Genomic DNA, 15,711 nt, shown 5'->3' with positions numbered 1-15,711 from the left:
GCTGGGGGACGGTGGAGGGGGGAGATCCCATGGAGGGAGGGTCCTTTCAGCTCGCGCGCCGTCGGGCGCCGTCCCGCAGCGCGTCCCGCAGGGCTTCGGGGGTCCAGGCCTCGCGCAGCGCCCGCCGTACGGTGTCCGCCTGTGAGGGCGGGGCCAGGCCGTCGGCCGGCGGGTCGCTGTCGAGGTTGGTGGGAAAGGGGTAGCCCTCGGCGCTCGCGGCGACGACCCGCTCCAGCCAGGCGGTGCCGGCGCCGTCCGCGGCACGCTGCAGCAGCACCGGGTACACGGCGTTCGTCACCGCTTCCCGGTCGACCGTCTCCATGGCCCGGCCGAACGCGGAGGACACCTGGAGCAGGTTGGCCGTGCGGCGGATGCCGGCGGAGCGGTTGGTGCCGGCCGCGTGGAAGAGGGCCGGGTTGAAGAAGACGGCGTCGCCCTGTGCCAGGGGCAGTTGGACGTGCCGTTCCTCGAAGTAGGCCTGGAACTCGGGCAGTCGCCACGCGAGATAGCCGGGGCCGTACTTCTGCGAGTGCGGCAGGTACATCGTCGGGCCGGACTCCACGGGCATGTCGCAGTGGGCGACCGCGCCCTGGAGGGTGAGCACGGGGGAGAGGCGGTGGACGTGCGCCGGGTAGGCGGCAGCCGCCTCGTTCGAGAGGAACCCGAGGTGGTAGTCGCGGTGCGCGGTCTGTGCGGCCCCGCCCGGATTGACGACGTTGACCTGCGAGGTCACCTGGTAGCCGGGGCCGAGCCAGGCCCGTGAGACCAGGGCGAGGAGGTCGCTCGCGTAGTAGTCGGCGAACGCCTGCGGGTCGTACCGGGCGGCCTTCTCCAGCGCGTTCCACACCCGGTCGTTTGCGCCGGGCGTGGCGAAGTGGTCACCGGCTGCCGTGCCCGACGCGCGCTGCTCGGCGATCAGGGCGTCGAACACGGCCGTCAGCCGGTCGACGACCGCCGGGTCGGGGAAGGCGCCCCGGAACACCACGACGCCGGGTCCGTCGGCGAGGGCACGGACCAGTTCCGCCCCGACCTGCGGGGCACTGCCGCCGCGCAGCCGGTCGCCGTCGTACACGAGGACGTTGCGCTCCACGGAGGCGGCGTGCGGGTACGCGGCGATGTCGGTCGCGCCTTCGACCAGCGCGCGGAAGGCGTCGAGGTCGCAGTCCCGCTCGGACAGCCAGGGGGTGAAGGACATCGTCGTCCTCTCGGTGACAGGGGTGGCTCGCTTCCGTGAACCGGAAGGGTCCGGTTCGGTGACAGGCGTTGCCCGGTGCTGTCATTCTTGTCAGTACAAACCCCTCGAACAACCAGCAGGAAGCCATCAAAAACCCCTCAAGGAGCCGACGACATGGGGCATCCCTTCCCGATCCGCGAGATAGCCCGGCAGGCGGGCCTCAGCGAGGCCACCGTGGACCGGGTCCTCAACGACAGGGGAGGGGTGCGCGAGAGCACCGTGCGCGAGGTCCGCCGGGCGATCGCCGACCTCGACCGGCAGCGCACCCAGGTCCGCCTCGTCGGCCGCACCTTCATGATCGACATCGTGATGCAGACGCCGGAACGGTTCTCCACCGCCGTACGGGCCGCCCTGGAGGCCGAGCTGCCGGCGCTGCACCCGGCGGTCGTGCGCTCCCGCTTCCACTTCCGGGAGACCGGACCCGTCGCCGAACTGGTCCGCACCCTGGACCGGATCGCCCGGCGCGGCTCCCAGGGCGTGGTCCTCAAGGCGCCCGACGTGCCCGAGGTCACCGCCGCCGTCAGCCGGCTCACCGAGGCCGGCGTACCCGTGGTGACCCTGGTGACCGATCTGCCCGCCTCCACCCGCCTCGCCTACGTCGGCATCGACAACCGGGCCGCCGGCGCGACCGCCGCCTACCTCATGGGGCAGTGGCTGGGCGAGCGGCCCGGCAATGTGCTCACCAGCCTCAGCAGCGGCTTCTTCCGCAACGAGGAGGAGCGGGAAATGGGATTCCGCGGCGCCATGCGCGCCCGCCATCCGGGGCGCGCGCTCGTCGAGATCACCGAGGGCCAGGGCCTCGACGCCACCCAGTACGACCTCGTCCGCGCCGCCCTCGCACGCGACCCGCAGATCCGCGCCGTCTACTCCATCGGCGGCGGCAACATCGCCACCCTGCGCGCCTTCGCCGACCTCGGCCGCGCCTGCGCCGTGTTCGTCGCCCACGACCTCGACCACGACAACACCCGCCTGCTGCGCGAGCACCGGCTCTCCGCCGTGCTCCACCACGACCTGCGCCAGGACATGCGGGAGGCCTGCCACGCCGTGATGCGGGCGCACGGCGCGCTGCCGCCCGCCGGGCCCGTGCTGCCGTCGGCGATCCAGGTGGTGACGCCGTACAACCTGCCGCCCGCCGCCCTCGGCTGACGGTCCCGCGGTCAGGCCGTGGGCACGTCCACCCAGGTTCCGCTCTCCACCGAGCGCGCCATGGCGTCCAGTACGGCCGCACCGCGCACGGCGTCCGTGAGGGTCGCCCCGTACGGGGTGCCCTCGGCGATCGAACGCAGGAAGCGGTACGCCTCGATCACCTTCAGGTCGTCGTAGCCCATCGCGTTCGCCGCGCCCGGCTGGAAGGCGCCGAACTCGCCCGCGCCGGGGCCGACGTACACGGTGCTCACCGGCTGGTCCTGGTACGTGGTGCCGCGGCTGACGCCCAGTTCGTTCATCCGGCGGAAGTCCCAGAACACCGCGCCGCGCGTGCCGTGCACCGCGAAGCCGTAGGAGTTCTGCTCGCCGACGGAGACCCGGCAGGCCTCCAGGACGCCGCGGGCGCCGGAGGCGAACCGGAGCAGAGCGCTGACGTAGTCCTCGTTCTCCACCGGGCCCGGTTCGCCGCCCGTGGCCAGGGTGTGGCCCGCCGTGGTCCCGGTGGGGCGGGCCCGCTCGGGGACGAAGACGGCCGTGTCGGCGGTCAGCGAGGTGATCTCGCCGAGCAGGAAGCGGGCCAGGTCGGCGCCGTGCGAGGCGAGGTCGCCGAGGACCCCGCTGCCGCCGCGCTCACGCTCGTAGCGCCAGGTCAGGGCGCCGTCGGGGTGTGCGGCGTAGTCGCTGAAGAGGCGGATGCGGACATGGGTGACCGCGCCGATGTCACCGGCGGCGATCAGGTCGCGGGCCGCCTCGACGGCGGGCGCGTTGCGGTAGTTGAAGCCGACCGTGCCCTGGACACCGGCCTTGGCGACCGCGTCCGCGACCGCGCGGGCGTCGTCGGCGGTGAGGCCCACCGGCTTCTCGATCCACAGGTGCTTGCCGGCCAGGGCCATCGCCACGCCGATCTCGCGGTGCAGGAAGTTCGGCGCGGTGACGCTGACCGCGCCCACCCGGGGATCGGCGGCGACCTCCCGCCAGTCGCGGACCGCGGAGGCGAACCCGTACTGCTGGGCCGCCTGTTCGGCCCGGCCCGGCACCTCCTCGGCGACCGTGACCAGCTCGGGCCGCAGGGCCAGCTGCGGGAAATGGTGCGCCACGCGCGCGTACGCCTGCGTGTGCACCCGGCCCATCCAGCCGAACCCGACGACGGCGACACCCAGCGGAACACTCACGGCAGCAGCCCCTCTTTGGACCGGTCCATATCCTGTCCAGGCCACCCTGGGGCTCGTCTTCCCAGCATGTCAAGGCCCTCCGGGTCCTTTGACAACCGGCGCCACCCATGGAACGGTCCAGCGCATGAGAGCGCCGACCATCCGCGACGTCGCCGACCGGGCCGGCGTGTCCAAGTCCCTGGTCTCCCTCGTCCTGCGCGGCTCCGGCCAGGTGCGCGCCGAGAAGCGGGACGCCGTCCTCGAGGCCGTGCGCGAGCTGGGCTACCGGCCCAACGCGGCGGCCCGCAGCCTCAGCGAACGCCGTACCCGCACCGTCGGCGTCCTCCTCAACGACCTGCGCAACCCGTGGTACGTCGACCTCCTGGACGGCCTCGACTCGCTGCTGTCGGCGAGCGGCCTGCACATGCTGCTCGCCGACGCCCGCCTCAACCGGCGTGTCGGCCACGACCTCGCCGGACCCTTCCTCGACCTGCGGGCCGACGGCCTGGTCGTCGTCGGCACGCTGCCCGACCCGGCCGCCCTCGACGCGGTCGCCGCCCGCATCCCGGTCGTGGTCGCGGGCGCGCGCGAGCCGGTCCCGGCAGGAGTGGACGTCGTCGCGGGCGACGACGAACGCGGCACCCGGCTGGTCACCGAGCACCTGATCGGCCTCGGCCACCGCACGATCGCGCACCTCGCGGGGTACGGCGCCGTCGGCGAGCTGCGCCGGAGCGCCTTCGCGTCGGTGATGCGGGAGCACGGGCTCGGGGAGCGGGCGCCGGTCGAGCCGTGCGACATGACGGAGGAGGGCGGCTACCGCGCCACCGTACGGCTGCTCAGCCGGCCCGACCGGCCCACCGCCGTCTTCGCCGTCAACGACATCGCGTGCGTCGGCGCCCTCTCCGCCGCCGAGGAACTCGGCCTCTCCGTCCCCCGCGACCTGTCCCTGGTCGGCTACGACAACACGAGCGTCTCGCGCCTGCGCCACCTGTGGCTCACCACGGTCGACCACGCAGGCCACGAGGTCGGCCGCCGCGCCGCCCGCTGCCTCCTGGACCGTCTGGAGGGGCCCGGCGGCGAGGGCCGCCTGCTGCTGGCGGCCCCGACGCTGGAGGTGCGGGGGACGACGGGGCCGCCGCAGGCGCCGGGGACGGTCAGAGGCTGATGGCGTGCGCCTGCCCGGGGTTTCCCTGCAGAGTCAGAGGGTGATGGCGTAGGCCTTGCGCAGGGTCTCGTGCACGGTCCACGTCGTCCGGTCGCCGGCCCGCAGAACGGCCATGTCGCCGGGCCCGACCCGCAGCGTGGCCCCGCCCTCGACCTCGACGGTCGCCGAGCCGCTGATCACCACGAACAGCTCGTCCGCCTCGGTGTCGGTGACGACCCCCGGCGTGATCTGCCAGATCCCCCGGACCTGCCGGCCGTCCGGCGACTCCCACACCACCTTGCCGCTCACCTCGGGCGCTCCGGAGACGATCTGCCCGGGGTCGAGCGGCTCGGGTTCGAGATCGGCGTCGGCGATGTGGAGCGAGAAGCTGGGTGTCATGGGGTGACCCTAACGAGGGGGTGCACGGGCACGGGATCGACACTGTGTGCGGTTTCGGAGCGGACGGCGGGACATTCCGTCAGGACCGGCAGGCGTGCCGGAGCCGGGTGACCGTGGGCCGACGGCCCGGGCGGTACCCACCCGCTCACCGGCAGGGTGGCGGCCGTGGCCCCGCCCCGCCGCACCGAGGCCAGGTGCGGGCAGGCCGCCGTCGGCATCACGACCACCGGATCGACGTCGGCCCGCCTTTCTGCGGGTTTCATGACTCAGGCACCGCCATCGAGGGGCAGGGTGAGGAGGTCCCGCGGTTCTTCGCGCGGGTCAGGGCGGTCGCCGTCCACTTCGGCGGCCGAGGACGTGAGCCGGGACCCGACGCACGAGGAGGGGCTGAGCGGATGATGAGCACAATGAGGCGAGCCGATGGCTGACGAGACGATCGGCATCGTCGGGGCCGGCATCGTGGGGCTGGCCACGGCCCGCGAGATCGCCCTGAACCGGCCCGGCACCCGGGTCGTGGTCCTGGAGAAGGAGCGGGCGGTCTCGCTCCACCAGAGCGGCCACAACTCCGGTGTCGTCCACGCCGGGATCTACTACACGCCCGGCAGCCTCAAGGCCGACCTCACCGTGCGGGGCGTGTCCCTGCTGCGCGAGTACTGCCAGGACCGCCGGCTGCCGTACGAGGAGATCGGCAAGCTGGTGGTCGCCGTCCGCGCGGACGAGGTGGGGCGGATGGACGCCCTCTACGAACGGGCCAGGAACAACCACGTGCCCGATCTGCGGCGGATCTCCCGCGAGGAGATACGGGAGATCGAGCCGAACGCCGGCGGGGTCGCCGCCCTGCACTCCCCGCGCACCGCGATCACCGACTACCCGGCGATCGCCCGCGCGTTCGCACAGGACGTCGTCGATTCCGGCGGCGAGGTCAGGCTCGGATTCCCCGTCACGGGCATCACCGACAGGCCCGGGGGCATCGAGGTGGCCTCCGGGGAGGAGCGGGTGCGCGTCGACCGGCTGATCCTGTGCACGGGCCTGCACTCCGACGCCGTGGCCAGGCTCGCGCGGGACACCCGGGAACCGCGGATCGTCCCCTTCCGGGGCGAGTACATGCTGCTCAAGCCGGAGCGCAGGGACCTCGTCCGAGGCCTGGTCTACCCCGTGCCCGACCCGCGCTACCCGTTCCTCGGCGTGCACTTCACGCCCCGCGTCGACGGCACGGTGGAGGTGGGGCCCAACGCGGTCCTGGCCCTGGCCAGGGAGGGCTACACCCGCGGGAGGATCTCCCCGGGGGACCTCCTGGGCCTCGCCGCCTATCCCGGAGCCTGGCGGATGGCGGCCCGCCACTGGCGTACCGGCATCCGGGAGTACCGCGGCTCCTTCTCCATGGCCGCCTTCATGAAGGACGCCCGGCTGTACGTCCCCGGCGTCGGCGTCCGGGACGTCGTGCGCGGCGGGGCGGGCGTCCGTGCCCAGGCCCTGGACCGTGACGGCACGCTCGTCGACGACTTCCGCATCCACCGGGTGGGCCGTGTCACCGCCGTGCGCAACGCGCCCTCCCCGGCCGCCACCGCCTCGATGGCGATCGCCGGACACATCACCGCGGCCGTCTTCGGGACCGGCCGCACCACCTGAGAGGGCGCGGCGAACGTGCCCGCGCGCCGGGTGCGTCCGACGGTCAGGAGACGTCGGGCGCCGCGGTGGCCCGCCGCAGGTGACGGGCGATCAGAAGGTAGGTGGCGCGGGCCTTCTCGTCGTCCTTGCTGTCGTAGGCGTGGTCGGCCCCGGCGACCTCGTGGTGTTCGACGAGGGCGCCGGCCGCGGCCAGCCGTCCGGCGTAGCGTTCCGCCTCGGCGCGCAGCAGGTCGTACTCCGCCGTGACGACCAGCGCCGGGGCGATGCCCCGCAGATCGGCCGTGTCCGAGGCGCCGGCCGGCGATACCAGCCGGTCGGCGCGAAGACGCGGGTCCGGTACGTAGGAGGTGTCGAAGACGTCCGCCATCCAGGGCCGCAGCACCGGCCTGGGGACGGCGGCCTTCTTGTCGCGGGCGCTGGTCGCGAGGTCCAGCGGGGGATAGTGCAGCACCTGGAGCGCGAGCGGTGGCCCGTCCTGTTCCAGGGACTGCCGGGCCACGGCGGCGGCGAGCCCACCGCCCGCGCTCTGCCCGCCGACGCTGAGCCGGCCGCCGTCCCAGCCCTGTTCCGCGCCGTGCCCGGCGACCCAGCGGACCACGTCGTACGCCTGCGTGGTTGGGGCCGGGAAGGGGTGCTGCGGGGCCACGACATACCTCACGTTGACCACGACCACGCCTGCCTCGACGGCGAGGATCCGGCAGAGCGCGTCGTCCATCTCCGGCATCGACATGACGTAGCCGCCGCCGTGGAAGTTGACGTGGACCGGGGGCCGTGCGGCCGTGCCGGCCGGCGGCGTGTAGATCGTGACCGGGGCCGGGGCGACGGAGGTCGGCACACTCGCCTCGCGGGTGTCACGCGGGTAGGCGGGGAACCGGGCCTGCCAGGCGGCGGTGGAACCGGGCCCGTCGGAGCGGCGGCCCGCCAGCCGGACGAGGCCCTGCATCGTCTTGGCGGCACGGGTCGCCACCGCGGGTCTGGCCAGGAGGGACATGGGCTTTCCGTTCGTCGGGCCGTACCGTCGGCTACCGTCGGCCGCCAGGCCCTGATCGCCTGCCATTGACAGGAATCCTGGCGATCGATCGGGCTGAAACTAGCACGGCGACGACACCCGCACACCCCCCTGGCCCCACCCCTGTCGCGCTCAGTCGCGCCGCGCCACGATCCGGTAGGCATTGGACACGCCCAGCCGGTGCGACAGCGGCCGGACCGCGAACCGGTCCAGCAGCGTGCCCGCGATCAGCACCGGAACGCCGGCGAGGAACAGGGCGGCCCGCAGCGTGCGGCGTAGCGCGCCCGGCGGCTCCGGCAGCCAGGGCGCGTCCTCGCGCGGCGCCGCGCGGTCCAGCGCCAGCCATACGGCCGCCAGCAGATCCACCGGGTCGTGCGGCTCGGCGTGCTGCTCGGCGACCACCGTGAACCCGAGGTCCGCGAGCCGTTCCCGCAGGTTGGCCACCGGTACGAAGTGCAGGTGCTGCGGCTGGAGCCACGGCAGCCACCAGCGGCCCAGCAGGCGGGCGTACCGGCTCTCAGGATCCGGGACCTCGATGAGGAGATGTCCGCCGGGCCGGACGGCCTCGCGGGCGGCCCGCAGTTCACGGTCGGGGTCGGTGCTGTGCTCCAGGTAGTGGAACATGCTCACCACGTCGTAACGGGCCGCCAGTTCGGGCGCGAGGTCGGGGAACGCCCCTCGGTAGCCGTGCTCCACGCGGCCCTCCCGTTCGGCGAGTTCGACGCCGTCGGTGAAGTCGAGACCGTCGAACGCCGTCCCCGGCAGCACCTCCCTGGCGACCGCGCAGAAGTGCCCGTGCCCGGTGCCGACGTCCAGCCAGGTCTTGGGCCCGGCGTCGTGCGCCCGCATCGACTCGGCCCGCCCCCGGTACATCTTCGTACGCCCGCCGAAGGTGTCGCCGAGCTTCTTCTCACCGAGCCCGTCGTAGAAGTCCCGGTAGTAGAACTCCAGCCCCGCCGCGCTGAGCCGCGGGTTCTGGAAGGTGTGCCCGCAGCCCTCGCAGCGGTCCAGGACGAACCGGCCCGGCTTGTGCTGGAGCAGGTCTGTGGTGCGCAGCCGGGTGGTGAGCCGCTCGGAGCCGCACCAGGGGCAGTCGGTGCGCCGGGCCTCGAAGAAGCGGTCCGGGCCGGCGGCGAGATCGGCCTGGTAGCGGGGGCGCAGCGCGGCGATCCGGTCGCCGGGCCTGATGTTCGTGTCGCGCTCGGTCTCGTCGCTCATCACAACTCCCTGGCGAGTTCTTCGAGATGGTCCGCGGCCGCGGGGCTCCCGCCGGCCGCCCGGAAGGCGGCGCCGATCCGCATCGCCGCCGCCCGGTGGCCGGGTGTGTCGAGTACGGCGTCCAGGGCCTCGCCGAGCCGCCGCGCGCCGACCCGGCCGAACCGCACCCGCACCCCGGCCCCCGCGTCCGCGACCTGCCCGGCCACCACCGGCTGGTCGTCGCGGATGGGGGCCACCACCAGCGGAACCCCGTGCCACAGCGCCTCGCACACCGTGTTGTGTCCGCCATGGCAGACCACCGCGCCCACCCCCCGCTCCAGCAGGGCGAGTTGGGGAACGGACGGCACGACCAGTACGTCCTTGTCGCCGCCCGGCGCCCGCAGGGTGCCGCCGGGATCGACGACCACTGCCTGCACCCGGTCCGCCCGTTCGCGCAGTGCCTGAACGCACACGGGGAGGAAGCGGGCGCCGACGTCGGTGTTCGCGGTGCCGAGCGTCACCAGCACGGTGGTCCTTCCGGCGTCGAGCCACTCCCAGGGGAAGCCGACTCCGGCGGGACGGGCCGCGACGGAGGGCCCCACCCAGCGCACCCCTTCGGCGGGGCCCGCCAGCTCCGGTGCGCTGAAGGCGAGGACGAGGTGTGGTGAGAACCGAGGGTCGGTCCGGCCCGCCGGGTCCCCGACGCAGGCGCGCAGGAGGGCGAGCCGCTCCGTCAGCCACTCGCGGACCTTCGGCAGCCCCGCCAGCGGGTCGGTGAACTCGGCCGAGGTGGTCGCCGAGGTCGCCCACGGCACCCCGAACCGTTCCGCGACCAGCGCGCCCGCGAAGGCCTGCTGGTCGGCGATCACCACGTCCGGCCGGAACTCCCCGACGGCCGCCCGCACACCCGGCGCCATCGCCTCGGCGAGCGGCAGCAGGTACCACTCCCACAGGAACCTCAGGGCCTCCGGCCCGCGCAGCTCGGGCGGCCGGCTCCCCTCCGGCGCCCCGGCGCACGCGAACACCTCGGCAGCCGCTCCCGCGCTCGCACCGGCGCCCTCGCCCGTGAGCCGCCCGACCAGCGCGGGGTCGGAGCACGCCCACGCCACCCGGTGTCCCCGCCCGGCGAGTTCGGCCGCCACGCCCACGACCGGGTTGATGTGCCCGGTCAACGGCGGTACCACGAACAGGAACCGGCTCACCGGACCTCGGCCCCCGCCCGTTCGGCCTCCCGCACCAGCGCCAGCACCTGGCCGCCCACCGCCGGGGCCGCCTCCACCAGAACCGAGTGCTCGTGTCCCGCAAGCACCACGGTCCGGCAGTCCGGCAGCGACGCCTCCAGCCAGGGGGCCAGTTCGGCGAGGTCGGAGTCGCCCCCGTACACGCCGAGCACCGGGCAGCGCACCGCCGTGATCTGCTCCGAGGTCAGGACGCGGCTGGCCGGGATGTCCCGCCCGAGAGTGGTGTCGCGGGCGAGCCGGGCCGCGCCCCTGGCCAGCCGGGCGGTGTTGTGGCCGCGGTGTGCGGTGATCCAGGCGATGGCGTCGGCCTCGTTGTGCGCGAGCTGCGTCACCACCCGGTCCAGGATGCCGCCCAGTTTCACCGCCCAGGCGGGGGTGGCCGGTTCGGACTCGATCAGGGTGACGCTGGCGGCCCGCTCCGGATGCCGGGCCGCGTAACCGAACGCGACCGTCCCGCCGTAGGAGTTGCCGACCAGATGCACCGGGCCGGTCACCGCGAGGCGGTCGAGGAGCGCCTCCAGGTCGTCGATGCCGTCGTCCAGGGTGTAGCCGTCGGCGGGGCGTTCGCTGCGGCCGTGGCCGCGCAGGTCGTACATGACGACGTCCAGGCCCGCGGCGGCGAAGGCGGGGGCCACGGTGAAGTAGTAGCTGGCCAGGCTGTCGGTGAGCAGGCCGTGCACCAGTACGAGGGTGGCGGTGGCCGGCCGGCCGTCGCGGGGGCCGATCCGCTGCACGTGCAACCGGAGGGCGCCGGTGTCGACCATGGCCATGGTCAGCTCGCCTCCGCGGTCTTCAGGCTCGCCACGACGTACTCGACGAGGCGTCCGACGGTCAGCTCGATGATCTCGTCGAACTCCATGCCGGCCAGGAACTCGGCGAAGTTGACCCGGTCGCCGTACCGCTCCTGGAGCAGCCCGGCCAGGGTGACGAGGTCGATGCTCTCCAGTTCCAGGTCGCGGTTGAAGGTCGTGTGCGGGCCGATCACGAGGTCGTCGAGGCCGTACTCGTCCTCCATGAGCCGGGCGAGCAGCCCGGTGAGGTCGGCGAGGACGGTCGCCTCGTCGGCGGCGCCAAAGGTGTGCGGAGTCATCGGTGGTTCTCCTTCGCTTCGGCGGGACCCGTCGTCCAGGCCACGGCATAGGTGCGCTCCGGCAGGTGGGGCGGGTTGGCGGCCGGGGCGCAGTGCACGGTGTAGGCGCGCTCCAGCCGGCCCGCGACGGTCAGCCGGTCGCCGGCCGGGCCGGCGTCGAGGACGGCGAAGTCCCGTGGCCGCCCGCCGAACCCGGTTCCCTCCGCCTTGGCGACGGCCTCCTTCGCCGCCCAGAAGCGGGTGAACCACACCGCTTCCGACCCGTCGGACGCCAGGGCGCGCAGCAGCCGCAGCTCGTCGGAGCCGAGGGCGGCGGCCAGGGTCTGCGGAGTGCGCTCGGTGACCTCCTCGATGTCGATGCCGGGCCCCGGCCCCGGGGTGTGGGGCCGTACGATCGCGACCCCCGCCTCCGCGCAGTGCGCCAGCGACACGTCCAGGGCCGGCAGGACCCGGCCGTGCGTCCCGGTGACGTACGGGCGGCCCGCCTCGTCGTTGTGGACCCGCAGCTCGGCGGGGAAGACCGGCCCCTCGCCCTGGTCCCACAGCCACTGCCGTACGGCGTCCTTGACGGCGATCCGGCCCAGCAGCCACTGCCGGCGACCGCGCGGGGCGTGCTCCGCGTACCGGACGCGTTCCGGCCCGGCCAGCGAGTTGCGCATGATCAGCTCGCGGGAGGCCAGGTCGGGCCAGCGTTCGTGCAGCAGCGACCAGCCGCCCGGCTGGGCCTCGGAGAGCGTGTTGCGCTCCGGGAAGCGCTCGACGGGACGGGTCTTCGGGTCGTTGTCGAAGCGGCGGTCCTGCCAGCCGTACAGCTGCGCCCACACCGTGCCGTCGACCGTCAGCTGGACGTCGGCCTCCAGCAGGGTGTCGGTGAGCGAGGTGATCCGCACCAGGCACGCCACCTCGGTGCCGGGCGCCGGATGCGGCCCGTAGAAGCGCATCTCGCGCATGCCGACCGGGAACACGACGGTCCGGGCCGTGCGGGTCGCCATGATCCAGTAGCCGAGGATCTGGCCGACGTTGTCCAGCAGCGCGCCGGGCGCGGGCGGGGTCGTGATCACGCCCCGGACATGCCGGTCGCCGATCGCGGTGAGCTCCGTGACGCCCTGGAAGGCCGGGCCGTGGAACATCCAGCGCTCGTCGTAGAGCTGGGCGGCCGTGTGCTCCGGGACGCGTTCGGAGACGGGGTCGGCCGGCCAGGGCGCCGGCGGGGCCGGGTGGGCGGCGCCGAGTTCGACGGTGGCGCGGGCCCGCGGGCCGAAGGAGACGGCCAGCCGGTCGGGGCCCTCGGGGACCGCCGTGACCGGGACGTCGACGGCGGGCGTGGCGGTGAGCCACTCCTCGAACCGGGCCCTGTGCACGGCGACCGGCAGCCGGCCGGGCGCCGCCTCCCGTGCCGTGTCCATGATGTGCTGCACGATCGTCGTCGCCGGGACCACCGGCCACCGGTCCAAGACGTCCGGCCAGCCCGGCCGCTGCGGGAAGAAGCAGTGGTCCAGGAGGTAGGGCATCGTCTCGGGGGAGACCCGGACGGTGGTGTGGTGCGGGGCGGCCGCGACGCCTGCGCGGTTGCTGCTGTCGCCGTTGTCGCGGTTGCTGCGGGCCGGTCCCGTCAGCAGGGCCGCCGCCGTGTCCGCCGTGTCCTGGAGCAGCGCGGACAACTCGGCGGCGATCGCGGAGCCGGGGACCAGCGCGTCCAGGGCGGGGGTCGCCGGGCCTGCCTTGCGTCTCAACCCAGCCCGTATGGGGGCCAGTCGGGCGGGCGTCAGCGACACCAGCCCACCGCCCAGATCCAGCTGGACCGGCTGCCGTCGCGGCCGTACGGTGCCGGCGCGGTCCGTCGGTGTCAGCGCCGGGGCCACCTCCGCGCCCGCCGCCCACAGTGCGGTCGACACCCGGCGGAGCTGGGCGAGGCCGGTGCGGTGCGGGGAGTTGGCGGCGACCACCAGATGGTCGTGGGCGCCGAGGGTGTCGCCGACGAGGGAGCCGAGCCCGCCCGGTCCGACCTGGACGAACACCCGGTGGCCCGAGGTGTGCAGGGCCTCGGCGAGTTGCCGGAAACGGACGGGTTCCAGCAGGTGCCGGACGAACAGTTCGCGTACCCGCGCCTCGTCCTCGGGAAAGGGCGCGGCGGTCGTACCCGACCACACGGGGGTGTGCGGCGGGTGCAGGCGGAACCGTCCGGCGGCCTCCTTGATCGGGCCGAGGTGGGGTTCCAGCATCGGCGTGTGGAAGCCGGACCGGAACGGCAGCACCTGGCTCAGCACGCCCCGCGCACGGAACACCCGCACGAACTCCTCGACCGCCGCGTCCGGCCCGCACACCATCGACTGGCCGGGCGCGTTGTCGTGGGAGAGCACCAGGCCCGCCCCGGTCCACTCCTCCTCCCGGAGTGCGGCGAGCACCCGCTCGGCGGACGCGCCGATCGCCCCGAAGGCGAGGCCCGGCACGGTGAGGGCCTCGGGATCGAAGCCCGCCATGAAGGCGTCGACCTCGTCTCCCGCGTAGAGGCCGCCCGCGGCCATCGCCGTCCACTCGCCGAGGCTGTGCCCGGCGACCGTGTCGGGCACGATGCCGGTCCGGCGCAGCGCGGTGTCGAGGAGACGGCCGACGGCGACGACGCCGAGACCGTGCCGGCCGAGGCCGCCCGCCCCGTCCCCGGCGACCGTGAGGGCGGGCAGCCCGAAGTGGGCGGCGACATCGTCCACGCGGGGGGTGAAGTCGCCCTCCAGGCCGGGGAAGAGGAACGCCAGCTTCCCGCCGCCCGCGCCCAGGAGCGGGGCCGGCCGGAACCAGACGTCGCTGCGGCCGTGCCAGGCCCGTCCCTTGGCGACCACGCGCCGGGCCAGGGCGAGGCGCCTGGCGGACGGGTCGACGATGCCCAGCCGGACCGGCCCGGCCTGCGGATGCGGACGGTCCGGATCGAGTCCGGCGGCGCGTACGGCGCTGTCGTCGGCGTCCAGCAGCGCGGCGAGGGCCCCGGTCGAGGCGGCGGCGAGGAGCAGGACCGGCTCGGGCTCGGTGACCCGCGGGACGGGAAGGGGTGCGCGCACTCCGGGCGGCTCCTCCAGCACCACGTGGGCGTTGATCCCGCCGAACCCGAACGCGTTGACCGCGGCCCGCCGTACCGGCTGGTCCGGGCTGGTCTCCCAGGGGACGGCCTTCTCCAGGGTGCGGAAGCGGGTGCGGGCCAGCGCCGGGTGCGGGTCGTCGCAGTGCAGGGTGGGCAGCAGGGTGGCGTGATGGACCGCGAGGGCCGCCTTGACCAGCCCGGCGATCCCGGCGGCCGGCATGATGTGCCCGATCATGGACTTGACCGAACCCAGCACGGCCTCGCCGTCGCCGGGCCCGAACACCTCGGCCAGTGTGGCCAGTTCGGCACCGTCACCGGCCGGCGTCGCCGTTCCGTGCGCTTCCAGCAGGCCGATCGAACCGGGAGCCGACGGGTCGATCCCGGCCGCCCGCCACGCCTGCCGTACGGCCTGTGCCTGGCCGCCCGGATCGGGGTTGACGAGTCCGGCCGCCCGGCCGTCGCTCGACACACCGGTGCCCCGGACGACGGCGTAGATCCGGTCGCCGTCGCGCTCGGCGTCCGCCAGCCGCTTGAGGACGACCACGCCCGTGCCCTCGCCGATCAGGATGCCGTCGGCGTCCCGGTGGAAGGGCCGGATGCGCTGGCTGGGGGAGAGGGCGCGCAGCTGGGAGAACACGCTCCACAGCGTGATGTCGTGACAGTGGTGGACCCCTCCGGCGAGCATCAGGTCGCAGCGGCCGGTGGCGAGTTCGCCCACCGCCTGGTCGACGGCGATCAGGGAGGAGGCGCAGGCCGCGTCCACCGTGTAGGCGGGGCCGCGCAGGTCGAGCCGGTTGGCGACCCGGGAGGCCGCCAGGTTGGGCACCAGACCGATCGCCGACTCGGGGCTGTCGGAGCCCAGCCGGTCCGTGAACGCCTCCCGCACCTGGTCGAGTTGGCCGGTCGTCAGGTCGGGGAGCAGCTCTCCCAGGGTACGCACCAGCTGTCCGGCGGTCCGCACCCGCTGGTCTAGCCGGACCAGGCCCGGTGTGAGGTAGCCGCCCCTGCCGAGGACGACACCGATCCGCTGCCGGTCGGGGAGGCGGTCCGTGCCGCCCGCGTCGTCGAGGGCGGCGGCGGCCACGTGCAGCGCGATGAGCTGGTCGGGCTCGGTCCCCGCCACCGAGTTCGGCATGATCCCGAACCGGGTGACCTCGACCTGCGCGAGCCCGTCCACGAATCCGCCACGCCGGGCGTACACCCGGTCCGCGACGGCCGGTTCGGAGGCGGTGCCGGGGTGGTAGTAGTCCGCGTCCCAGCGTCCCTCCGGCACCTCGCCGACGGCGTCCACCCCGTCCCGCAGGTTCCGCCAGTAGGTGTCCAGGTCGGGGGCGCCCGGCAGCAGCACCGCCATCCCGACGACAGCGACCGGCACTTGACGGGGCGTCACGGCCGCGC

The 15,711-nt window shown here is 74.3% G+C and carries 12 protein-coding genes; 3 read left to right on the top strand and 9 right to left on the bottom strand.

Going from position 1 to position 15,711, the window contains the following annotated elements; all coding sequences use genetic code 11:
- Positions 1-46: 46 nt before the first annotated feature.
- On the bottom strand, positions 47-1,195 hold the full coding sequence (locus P1P75_RS19425; RefSeq protein ID WP_319256964.1) for a phytanoyl-CoA dioxygenase family protein: 1,149 nt from the start codon (positions 1,193-1,195) through the stop codon (positions 47-49).
- Positions 1,196-1,348: 153 nt separating this feature from the next.
- Here P1P75_RS19425 and P1P75_RS19420 point away from each other — a divergent pair, with 153 nt between their 5' ends.
- Positions 1,349-2,380 carry a LacI family DNA-binding transcriptional regulator gene (locus P1P75_RS19420; RefSeq protein ID WP_319256961.1) on the top strand — a complete coding sequence of 344 codons (1,032 nt, stop codon included), beginning with the start codon at positions 1,349-1,351 and terminating at the stop codon, positions 2,378-2,380.
- 11 nt (positions 2,381-2,391) lie between these two features.
- On the opposite strand, the gene P1P75_RS19415 is transcribed toward P1P75_RS19420, so the two are convergent.
- A complete protein-coding gene (locus P1P75_RS19415) occupies positions 2,392-3,552 on the bottom strand; it encodes a Gfo/Idh/MocA family oxidoreductase (RefSeq protein WP_319256958.1) in 1,161 nt (386 codons plus the stop codon).
- Positions 3,553-3,676: 124 nt separating this feature from the next.
- Here P1P75_RS19415 and P1P75_RS19410 point away from each other — a divergent pair, with 124 nt between their 5' ends.
- Complete coding sequence (locus tag P1P75_RS19410; RefSeq protein WP_319256955.1) at positions 3,677-4,696, top strand: LacI family DNA-binding transcriptional regulator; 1,020 nt, start codon at positions 3,677-3,679, stop codon at positions 4,694-4,696.
- 33 nt (positions 4,697-4,729) lie between these two features.
- On the opposite strand, the gene P1P75_RS19405 is transcribed toward P1P75_RS19410, so the two are convergent.
- Positions 4,730-5,074, bottom strand: coding sequence for a cupin domain-containing protein (locus tag P1P75_RS19405; RefSeq protein WP_319256952.1), 345 nt, complete (start codon positions 5,072-5,074; stop codon positions 4,730-4,732).
- Between the two features lie 420 nt (positions 5,075-5,494).
- Between P1P75_RS19405 and lhgO the strand changes: the two genes are divergently transcribed.
- Positions 5,495-6,703 carry an L-2-hydroxyglutarate oxidase gene (lhgO, locus tag P1P75_RS19400; RefSeq protein WP_319256949.1) on the top strand — a complete coding sequence of 403 codons (1,209 nt, stop codon included), beginning with the start codon at positions 5,495-5,497 and terminating at the stop codon, positions 6,701-6,703.
- A gap of 43 nt (positions 6,704-6,746) precedes the next feature.
- Here lhgO and P1P75_RS19395 read toward each other — a convergent pair whose 3' ends face one another.
- The 6 genes from P1P75_RS19395 to P1P75_RS19370 all read right to left on the bottom strand — a co-directional run bounded on the left by P1P75_RS19395 (position 6,747) and on the right by P1P75_RS19370 (position 15,703).
- Entirely contained in the window at positions 6,747-7,694 is a 948-nt protein-coding gene (locus P1P75_RS19395) for an alpha/beta hydrolase fold domain-containing protein (RefSeq protein ID WP_319256969.1), read from the bottom strand.
- Positions 7,695-7,844: 150 nt separating this feature from the next.
- Positions 7,845-8,930 (bottom strand): class I SAM-dependent methyltransferase, encoded by a 1,086-nt coding sequence (locus tag P1P75_RS19390; RefSeq protein WP_319256945.1) that lies wholly within the window; start codon positions 8,928-8,930, stop codon positions 7,845-7,847.
- Entirely contained in the window at positions 8,930-10,111 is a 1,182-nt protein-coding gene (locus P1P75_RS19385; RefSeq protein ID WP_319256943.1) for a glycosyltransferase, read from the bottom strand. The genes P1P75_RS19390 and P1P75_RS19385 overlap by 1 nt, the downstream gene beginning before the upstream one ends.
- Complete coding sequence (locus tag P1P75_RS19380) at positions 10,108-10,920, bottom strand: alpha/beta hydrolase (protein ID WP_319256941.1); 813 nt, start codon at positions 10,918-10,920, stop codon at positions 10,108-10,110. The genes P1P75_RS19385 and P1P75_RS19380 overlap by 4 nt, the downstream gene beginning before the upstream one ends.
- Before the next feature lie 2 nt (positions 10,921-10,922).
- Complete coding sequence (locus P1P75_RS19375) at positions 10,923-11,240, bottom strand: acyl carrier protein (protein ID WP_319256939.1); 318 nt, start codon at positions 11,238-11,240, stop codon at positions 10,923-10,925.
- Complete coding sequence (locus tag P1P75_RS19370) at positions 11,237-15,703, bottom strand: beta-ketoacyl synthase N-terminal-like domain-containing protein (protein ID WP_319256937.1); 4,467 nt, start codon at positions 15,701-15,703, stop codon at positions 11,237-11,239. The genes P1P75_RS19375 and P1P75_RS19370 overlap by 4 nt, the downstream gene beginning before the upstream one ends.
- Positions 15,704-15,711: the final 8 nt, after the last annotated feature.

Source organism: Streptomyces sp. ID05-39B (assembly GCF_033794725.1).
In the GTDB taxonomy this organism is placed as follows: Bacteria; Actinomycetota; Actinomycetes; order Streptomycetales; family Streptomycetaceae; genus Streptomyces; species Streptomyces bobili.
Note: the sequence above shows the minus strand (reverse complement) of the source record. Positions and strands in the feature narration are given on the sequence as shown.

What these genes read in the sequence shown, in the direction of transcription:
- P1P75_RS19395 (WP_319256969.1), bottom strand. Translation starts at nt 7,694, where the DNA reads ATGTCCCTCCTGGCCAGACCCGCGGTGGCGACCCGTGCCGCCAAGACG.
- P1P75_RS19420 (WP_319256961.1), top strand. Translation starts at nt 1,349, where the DNA reads ATGGGGCATCCCTTCCCGATCCGCGAGATAGCCCGGCAGGCGGGCCTC.
- P1P75_RS19405 (WP_319256952.1), bottom strand. Translation starts at nt 5,074, where the DNA reads ATGACACCCAGCTTCTCGCTCCACATCGCCGACGCCGATCTCGAACCC.
- P1P75_RS19375 (WP_319256939.1), bottom strand. Translation starts at nt 11,240, where the DNA reads ATGACTCCGCACACCTTTGGCGCCGCCGACGAGGCGACCGTCCTCGCC.
- P1P75_RS19390 (WP_319256945.1), bottom strand. Translation starts at nt 8,930, where the DNA reads ATGAGCGACGAGACCGAGCGCGACACGAACATCAGGCCCGGCGACCGG.
- P1P75_RS19425 (WP_319256964.1), bottom strand. Translation starts at nt 1,195, where the DNA reads ATGTCCTTCACCCCCTGGCTGTCCGAGCGGGACTGCGACCTCGACGCC.
- lhgO (WP_319256949.1), top strand. Translation starts at nt 5,495, where the DNA reads ATGGCTGACGAGACGATCGGCATCGTCGGGGCCGGCATCGTGGGGCTG.
- P1P75_RS19380 (WP_319256941.1), bottom strand. Translation starts at nt 10,920, where the DNA reads ATGGCCATGGTCGACACCGGCGCCCTCCGGTTGCACGTGCAGCGGATC.
- P1P75_RS19410 (WP_319256955.1), top strand. Translation starts at nt 3,677, where the DNA reads ATGAGAGCGCCGACCATCCGCGACGTCGCCGACCGGGCCGGCGTGTCC.